Origin of the sequence: Shewanella sp. SM20 (assembly GCF_025654545.1) — a bacterium.
GTDB classification, from domain to species: Bacteria; Pseudomonadota; Gammaproteobacteria; order Enterobacterales; family Shewanellaceae; genus Shewanella; species Shewanella oncorhynchi.
Window position 1 is genome coordinate 44,472 of sequence record NZ_JAKKRK010000038.1, and the last position, 7,776, is coordinate 52,247.

Below are 7,776 nucleotides of genomic sequence, written 5' to 3' on the forward strand. Positions count from 1 at the left end.
GAGATCCCCATGACGGCCACAAATCACATGGATACTTCAGTTCAACACGTCGACATCGCGATTGTAGGCGGTGCGATGGCGGGGGCGACCCTAGCGTTAGCTCTCGCGCGTCTTTCTTTATCCGCAGCTAGGCCACCTTCTATCGCCTTAATCGAAGCGCACCTTCCCGATAAGCAACACCCCGGATTCGATGCTCGCTCTATTGCTATCGCCCACGGTTCTATTTTCGAATTATCCCGTTTAGGTTTATGGCAAAAGCTCGCCCATTTGGGCACTGCGATTGAAAATATCCATGTGTCGGATCGCGGCCACTTTGGCATGACAGAACTCAATGCGGCGCAGTTTCATTTAGATGCCCTAGGCCAAGTGGTTGAGCTTGAACGGGTTGGCCAAGTGCTGTTTAACGAGTTGAATAAGAGTAGTGTCAAACTCTATTGCCCCGCCAAGCTTGCCCAAGTAGAACCCGCCGTTGAAGGTCACACCTTAGTGCTCGATACGGGCGAGCGAATTCAAGCCAAACTTGTGGTTGCCGCAGATGGTTTGCAATCCAAAGTGCGCAGCAGTTTTAATTTGCCTGTGACCCAAGTGGCCTTTGAGCAAACGGCCATTATTGCCAATATTCAAACTGCCGATTTGCCAACCAATAGGCCTCACAAACATTGGGCTTATGAGCGCTTTACCCAAACAGGTCCCTTAGCGTTATTGCCTATGGCCGATATTCAAGGTCAACCTCGATTATCTCTCGTTTGGGCGCTCGATGATGCGCGGGCTAAACAGATGCAAGACGCACCTAAGGCCGAGTTTTTAGCGGCGCTGCAACAGGCCTTTGGTTATCGTGCGGGCACGTTTATCGATGTCAGCGCGCGCCATGCGTATCCGCTTAATTTGTCTTATATGCCAAGGCCAATTCATCACAGATGTGTGTTTATCGGCAATGCGGCGCAGACACTGCATCCGATTGCGGGGCAAGGATTTAACCTAGGGCTGCGGGATGTGGTGAGCTTGCTCGAGGTGCTCAATACGGCGCTAGCACAGGGCGAAGATATCGGCTCCGCCGCTGTGACCCATGCGTACCTTAATACCCGCGAGCACGACAGAAACAGCACTATCCGAAATATCGAATTTTTAGTCCGTGGCTTTTCAAACCAATATTGGCCGATGGCGCTGGGGCGTAACTTAGGATTACGGCTCTTGTCTTGGTTTCCGCCACTGAAAACCCCCGTCGCTCAAAAGGCAATGGGCTGGAAATAACTCCGCAATTTACTGGTATCGCAACGCGAAAAGGATGTACCCATGTTAAGTTCACAAGCCTATGACATCGCCATTGTGGGTGGCGGCATGGTGGGACTCGCCACCGCGATTGGATTGGCGCAGGCCGATCTGAATGTCGTCGTTATCGATGCGGGCCACACTGAGGCCGTGAGCGGCGAGCCGCGTTTACGGGTGAGCGCCATCAATAAGGCGAGCCAGCGCTTGTTAGAAAACTTAGGGGCATGGAGTTATTTAGATACTTCCCGCGCTACGCCTTATCAAAAAATGGCGGTGTGGGATAAAGACGGTTTCGGTAAAATTGCCTTTGATGCCAACAGCATCAGCGAAACCAGTCTCGGCGCGATTATCGAAAACGATGCCATTAGCTTTGCCCTCGCCAAACGCGCCAGTGAGTTTGACAATATCACCCATATTCAAAACCAACGCATAGAGCGCATTGCTTTTGGTGAGCGCGAAGCTTGGTTGACCCTTGCCAATGGCGCCGATTCTGAAATAGAAAGTGTCAGTGCTGCACTTGTGATAGCCGCCGATGGCGCCAACTCTTGGGTGCGCGAGCAGTGTAAGATCCCGCTGACTTTTTGGGATTACGGCCACCACGCAATCGTCGCAACTATTCGTACCGAAATGCCACACCTTGCCACCGCCCGCCAAGTGTTTTTGCAGGACGGCCCGCTAGCATTTTTACCTCTGTATGAAGACAATCTCTGCTCTATCGTCTGGTCGGTGCCGCCCGAGCGCGCCAATGAATTATTGGCTATGGACAAAGTGCAATTTGAGCGCAACTTAACCGCGGCTTTCGACGGACGTTTAGGGATTTGCAAGCTGGAAAGCGAGCGCCAAGCCTTTCCATTACGGATGCGCTACGCCCGCCATTTTGCCCGCCACCGTTTAGTGTTAGCAGGTGATGCAGCCCATACTATTCATCCGCTGGCTGGCCAAGGGGTGAACCTCGGCTTTTTAGATGCGGCCAGCATTATCGAAGTGATCAGCGAATTACAGCAAGCGGGTAAAGATATCGGCGATTATGCGCAGCTGCGTGCACTTGAACGTTGGCGCAAAGCCGATGCAATGGAGATGATCGCGGCGATGGAGGGCTTTAAACGCCTATTCGAAGGTTCAAACCCAGTCAAAAAGGCAATTCGCGATCTGGGATTAAATCTGGTTGATAATGTCGCTGGGCTGAAAACAGTGTTCATACAACAGGCCATGGGCAATAAGTCGGCACTGCCTAAGTTATGTCGTTAGCCTAGGTTGCGCTAATGTGATCAGAATTGCTGACAATATCAGCAATTTGACTGCAAGCTGCGCAAATCTGGCCTTCGCATGTAAAAAAATTACATGTTGAAGATGAGAAAATCTAATGACAATGACTTCGGATTAGAAAAATCTCCTGTATACAAATTTGTGACGCAAGGTATAATTTCGCCGCATTTTAGACCCTAGTATCTACACCCTACACTAGGCAGAGACCTGAAAAAGGCCGCAAAAAGGGATAACAATGGCTAACAAAACTATTCTGTTTAACAAGCACTTAGAATCAAACGCTAAGATGGTCGACTTCCACGGTTGGGATATGCCCCTCAACTATGGTTCACAAATCGAAGAACACAACGCTGTGCGTCAAGACGCGGGTATGTTCGACGTATCCCACATGACTGTGGTTGATGTGATAGGTAGCGACGCTGGTGCATTTCTACGTAAGTTGCTGGCGAACGATGTGGCTAGACTTAAAGTGCCAGGTAAAGCCTTATACAGCGGCATGTTAGATGACAATGCCGGTATCATCGACGACCTCATCACTTATTACCTCACTGACACAAACTACCGCGTGGTAGTGAACTCAGCGACCCGCGAAAAAGATCTCGCTTGGATCGCCAAGCAATCCCAAGGTTTTGATGTCACTGTGACTGAGCGTCCTGAGCTGGCGATGATTGCCGTTCAAGGTCCTAACGCAAAAGCGAAAGCCGCTGCCGTGTTCAGTGCCGAGCAAAACGCCGCCATCGAAGGCATGAAACCTTTCTTCGGTAAGCAAGCAGGCTCACTGTTTATTGCGACTACGGGTTACACAGGCGAAGCGGGCTACGAAATTATCGTCCCAGAAGATGAAGCCCAAGCCTTGTGGCAAGCATTGTTAGATCAAGGGGTTAAACCTTGTGGTCTCGGTGCCCGTGACACGCTGCGTCTCGAAGCTGGTATGAACCTTTACGGTTTAGACATGGACGAAACCATCAACCCATTGGCCGCCAACATGGGCTGGACTATTGCATGGGAACCAAACGACCGTGACTTCATCGGCCGTAAAGCCCTAGAAACACTTCGCGATGCCGGAACCAGCAAACTTGTTGGTCTAGTGATGGAAGAAAAGGGCGTGTTACGCCATGATATGCCAGTATTTTTCACCGACGCTGCCGGTGTAGAGCAACAAGGCGTGATCACCAGCGGGACTTTCTCGCCAACATTGGGCTATTCTATTGCGATGGCACGTGTTCCTAGCTCGATTGGGGATACTGCGGAAGTCGAAATGCGTAAAAAACGTGTGGCTGTTAGAGTAGTGGCGCCAAACTTTGTGCGCAACGGTAAACAAGCATTTTAAAAAAACGGAACAAGGAACAAGAACAATGAGCAATATTCCGACAGAACTGAAATACGCCTCTTCACACGAATGGATCCGCAAGGAAGAAGACGGTAGCTACACAGTAGGTATCACTGAGCACGCCCAAGAGCTGTTAGGTGACATGGTTTTCGTTGAACTCCCAGAAGTTGGCGACACTGTGACTGCGGGTGAAGATTGTGCTGTAGCTGAATCAGTAAAAGCGGCGTCTGACATTTATGCCCCTATTTCTGGCGAAGTGATTGCCGTGAACGAAGCGCTGGAAGATTCGCCAGAACTCGTTAACAGCAGTGCTTACGGCGAAGGCTGGTTCTTCCGCGTAATGCCTTCTGACGAATCAGAAGTCGACGCTCTGCTGGATGCTGAAGGCTACCAAGCTGTCATCGACGAAGAATAATCGTCGACGCTAACGAAGCCCTAAGGGGCTTCGTTTGTTTTAGCGCAAGATTGACATAACAACAGTCCGTTAATCAGTACCCTACAGTTCTGAATTTCGGCAAATCTGGAACAAGGTTTATCATGACCAAGCAAACCCTCACTCAGTTAGAACAGCACGATTTATTCCTACGTCGTCATATCGGCCCAGATAGCAGCCAACAGCAAGCCATGCTGAACTATGTTGGTGCTGAGTCTCTGGACGATCTGACCGCGCAAATTGTGCCTGAGTCGATCCGTTTAAGCCAAGACCTGAGCATTGGTGATTCCTGCGGCGAAGCCGAAGGCATTGCTTACATTCGTGGTTTAGCGAAACAAAACCAAGTATTTAAGAGCTATATCGGCATGGGTTACTACGGCACTCAAGTGCCAAACGTGATCCTGCGTAACGTATTTGAAAACCCAGGTTGGTACACGGCTTACACGCCATATCAGCCAGAAATCGCCCAAGGCCGTTTAGAAGCCATTCTAAACTTCCAACAAGTGTCGATGGACTTAACGGGTTTAGATTTGGCTTCTGCTTCTTTGTTAGATGAAGCAACTGCTGCTGCCGAAGCTATGGCGCTGGCAAAGCGCGTTTCTAAAGCGAAAAAAGCCAATATCTTCTTCGTTGCCGATGATGTGTTCCCGCAAACCTTAGACGTAGTGAAAACCCGCGCTGAGTGTTTTGGTTTTGAAGTGGTGGTTGGCCCTGCATCTGAGGCCGTTAACCATGAGCTGTTTGGTGCTTTGTTCCAATATACTAACCGTTTCGGTCAAATCACTGACTTCAGCGAATTATTCGCAACTCTGCGTGCGAAGAATGTGGTTGTGACTGTCGCCGCCGACATTATGTCCTTGGTATTACTGAAATCACCGGGCGCTATGGGCGCCGATGTGGTATTCGGTAGTGCCCAGCGTTTTGGCGTGCCAATGGGCTTTGGTGGTCCACACGCGGCCTTCTTCGTTGCCCGTGACGAGCACAAACGTTCTATGCCTGGCCGTATCATTGGTGTGTCAAAAGACGCCCGTGGTAACCGCGCACTACGTATGGCAATGCAAACTCGTGAGCAACATATCCGCCGCGAAAAAGCCAACTCAAACATTTGTACTGCACAAATTCTGTTAGCGAATATGGCGTCTTTCTACGCCGTATTCCATGGCCCAGATGGCCTGAAAACTATTGCATCACGCATTCACCGTTTCGCCGATATTTTAGCGACAGGCTTAAAAGCGAAGGGCGTGAACTTAGTCAACAGCACTTGGTTTGATACTGTTAGCATCAAAGGCTTAGATGTTGCTGCCGTCAATGCCCGCGCACTGGCTGCTGAAATGAATCTACGTTTCGATGCCGATGGTATTGTGGGTGTGAGCTTAGACGAAACCACGTTGCGCACAGATATCGAAGCCTTGTTCGATGTGATCTTAGGTGCCGGCCATGGTTTAGATGTTGCCGCGTTAGACGCGCAAATCGTGAGCCAAGGTAGCCAATCGATTCCGGCGGCACTTGTGCGCCAAGATGCGATTTTAAGCCACCCAACCTTCAATCGCTATCAAAGCGAAACCGAGATGATGCGTTATATCAAACGTCTCGAAAGCAAAGACTTAGCACTTAACTACTCGATGATTTCACTGGGCTCTTGCACCATGAAGTTAAACGCAGCGGTTGAAATGCTCCCTGTGAGCTGGCCAGAATTTGCCAACATGCACCCATTCAGCCCACTGGATCAAGCTAAAGGCTTTACTCAGTTGATTGAAGAGTTGTCGACTTGGTTAGTGAACATCACAGGCTACGACGCTGTGTGTATCCAACCTAACTCTGGCGCTCAAGGTGAATACGCTGGCTTGTTAGCCATCAAGAAATACCATGAGTCACGCGGCGATGCGCACAGAAACATCTGTTTGATCCCGCAATCTGCCCACGGTACTAACCCAGCATCGGCACAATTAGCCGGTATGCAAGTGGTGGTGACGGCGTGTGATAAGCAAGGTAACGTCGATTTAGAAGATCTGAAGACGAAAGCTGCCGAAGTGGCTGAAAACCTGTCTTGCATCATGATCACTTACCCATCGACCCACGGTGTGTATGAAGAATCTATCCGCGAAATCTGCAACATAGTGCATCAGCACGGCGGTCAAGTGTACTTAGACGGCGCTAACATGAACGCTCAGGTCGGTTTAACGTCTCCTGGCTTTATCGGTGCCGACGTATCACACCTCAACCTGCACAAAACCTTCGCAATTCCACACGGCGGTGGTGGTCCAGGTATGGGCCCAATCGGCGTGAAATCACACTTGGCCCCATTCGTTGCGGGTCACGTTGTGGTGAAACCGGGTCGCGTGAGCGACAACAACGGCGCCGTATCAGCCGCACCTTACGGTAGCGCTGGCATTCTGCCGATCAGCTGGATGTACATTAAGCTGCTTGGTTCAAAGGGCCTGAAAAAGTCGACCCAAACTGCGCTGTTAAACGCTAACTACGTGATGAAGAAGCTGTCAGAACACTACCCAGTATTGTTCCGTGGTCGTAATGATCGCGTGGCGCACGAATGTATTATCGACCTACGTCCACTGAAAGAAGCCTCAGGCGTGACCGAAATGGATATCGCTAAGCGTTTGAATGACTACGGTTTCCATGCGCCAACCATGAGCTTCCCTGTTGCGGGAACCCTGATGATTGAGCCGACGGAATCTGAGTCTAAGGTGGAACTCGATCGTTTCATCGACGCTATGGTGTCAATCCGCGCTGAAATCGCCAAAGTGGAATCGGGCGAATGGCCAGCGGACAACAACCCGCTGCACAACGCACCGCACACTATGGCCGATATCATGGACCCAGAGTTTGATACGCGTCCATACAGCCGCGAAGTGGCCGTGTTCCCAAGTGCAGCAGTGCGTACTAACAAGTTCTGGCCAACCGTGAACCGTATTGATGATGTGTACGGTGACCGCAATTTAATGTGCTCATGCGCACCGATGGAAGACTACGAATAAGGGCTGAATAGCGACGTTATTCAGGTCTAACGTTTGATGAAAAGCGAACCCTTAGCGGTTCGCTTTTTTATTGCCAGCAATTTAGGGTTTAGTTGTGTTTTTGTTGAAGTAGTTTCTGCTGAATTGAATGGTGCGAAATAGCTTTATTGTGGCTTCTGGCTACGGTATTTCCCAATTGCCTGCCGCAGGCTTTCGCACTGTTACACCAGTGACACGCTGTAAATACTTCCCTGTAAGCTCTACTAAAACATATATGGACCCATCCGGTTTGCAAGACATTCGATATCAATTTTGAGAAGAGTTCATTGCACCCATATATTCGGCCTCTTATTGAGGGATTCCTCTGGCCCTGATGGATATTTGCTTCTACTGTCCTTATCATCCCTGCGGCTTCATCAGAGCCTGTGTTTTCGTAAGGTTTTTAGTAGATCAGTCTGACTGTCTCATCATCAAATCAAGTGTCTTAGCAACTTGCTGGTTGGTTA

At 49.9% G+C, this 7,776-nt stretch carries 5 protein-coding genes; all 5 read left to right on the plus strand.

The annotated features are described in order from the left end of the window. Positions 1-9: 9 nt before the first annotated feature. Positions 10-1,251 (plus strand): 2-octaprenyl-6-methoxyphenyl hydroxylase, encoded by a 1,242-nt coding sequence (gene ubiH / locus L5M18_RS15825; RefSeq protein ID WP_263197691.1) that lies wholly within the window; start codon positions 10-12, stop codon positions 1,249-1,251. Between the two features lie 42 nt (positions 1,252-1,293). Beyond that, positions 1,294-2,517 carry an FAD-dependent monooxygenase gene (locus tag L5M18_RS15830; protein WP_263197693.1) on the plus strand — a complete coding sequence of 408 codons (1,224 nt, stop codon included), beginning with the start codon at positions 1,294-1,296 and terminating at the stop codon, positions 2,515-2,517. A 253-nt stretch (positions 2,518-2,770) separates the two neighbouring features. After that, entirely contained in the window at positions 2,771-3,865 is a 1,095-nt protein-coding gene (gene gcvT / locus L5M18_RS15835; protein WP_263163559.1) for a glycine cleavage system aminomethyltransferase GcvT, read from the plus strand. A gap of 25 nt (positions 3,866-3,890) precedes the next feature. Next, on the plus strand, positions 3,891-4,280 hold the full coding sequence (gcvH, locus tag L5M18_RS15840) for a glycine cleavage system protein GcvH (protein ID WP_011845766.1): 390 nt from the start codon (positions 3,891-3,893) through the stop codon (positions 4,278-4,280). Between the two features lie 122 nt (positions 4,281-4,402). Continuing rightward, a complete protein-coding gene (gcvP, locus tag L5M18_RS15845; protein WP_263197696.1) occupies positions 4,403-7,291 on the plus strand; it encodes an aminomethyl-transferring glycine dehydrogenase in 2,889 nt (962 codons plus the stop codon). Positions 7,292-7,776: the final 485 nt, after the last annotated feature.

Excerpts from the sequence above, each read along its gene's own strand:
- ubiH (WP_263197691.1), top strand. The coding sequence starts at position 10 with ATGACGGCCACAAATCACATGGATACTTCAGTTCAACACGTCGACATC.
- gcvT (WP_263163559.1), top strand. The coding sequence starts at position 2,771 with ATGGCTAACAAAACTATTCTGTTTAACAAGCACTTAGAATCAAACGCT.
- gcvH (WP_011845766.1), top strand. The coding sequence starts at position 3,891 with ATGAGCAATATTCCGACAGAACTGAAATACGCCTCTTCACACGAATGG.
- L5M18_RS15830 (WP_263197693.1), top strand. The coding sequence starts at position 1,294 with ATGTTAAGTTCACAAGCCTATGACATCGCCATTGTGGGTGGCGGCATG.
- gcvP (WP_263197696.1), top strand. The coding sequence starts at position 4,403 with ATGACCAAGCAAACCCTCACTCAGTTAGAACAGCACGATTTATTCCTA.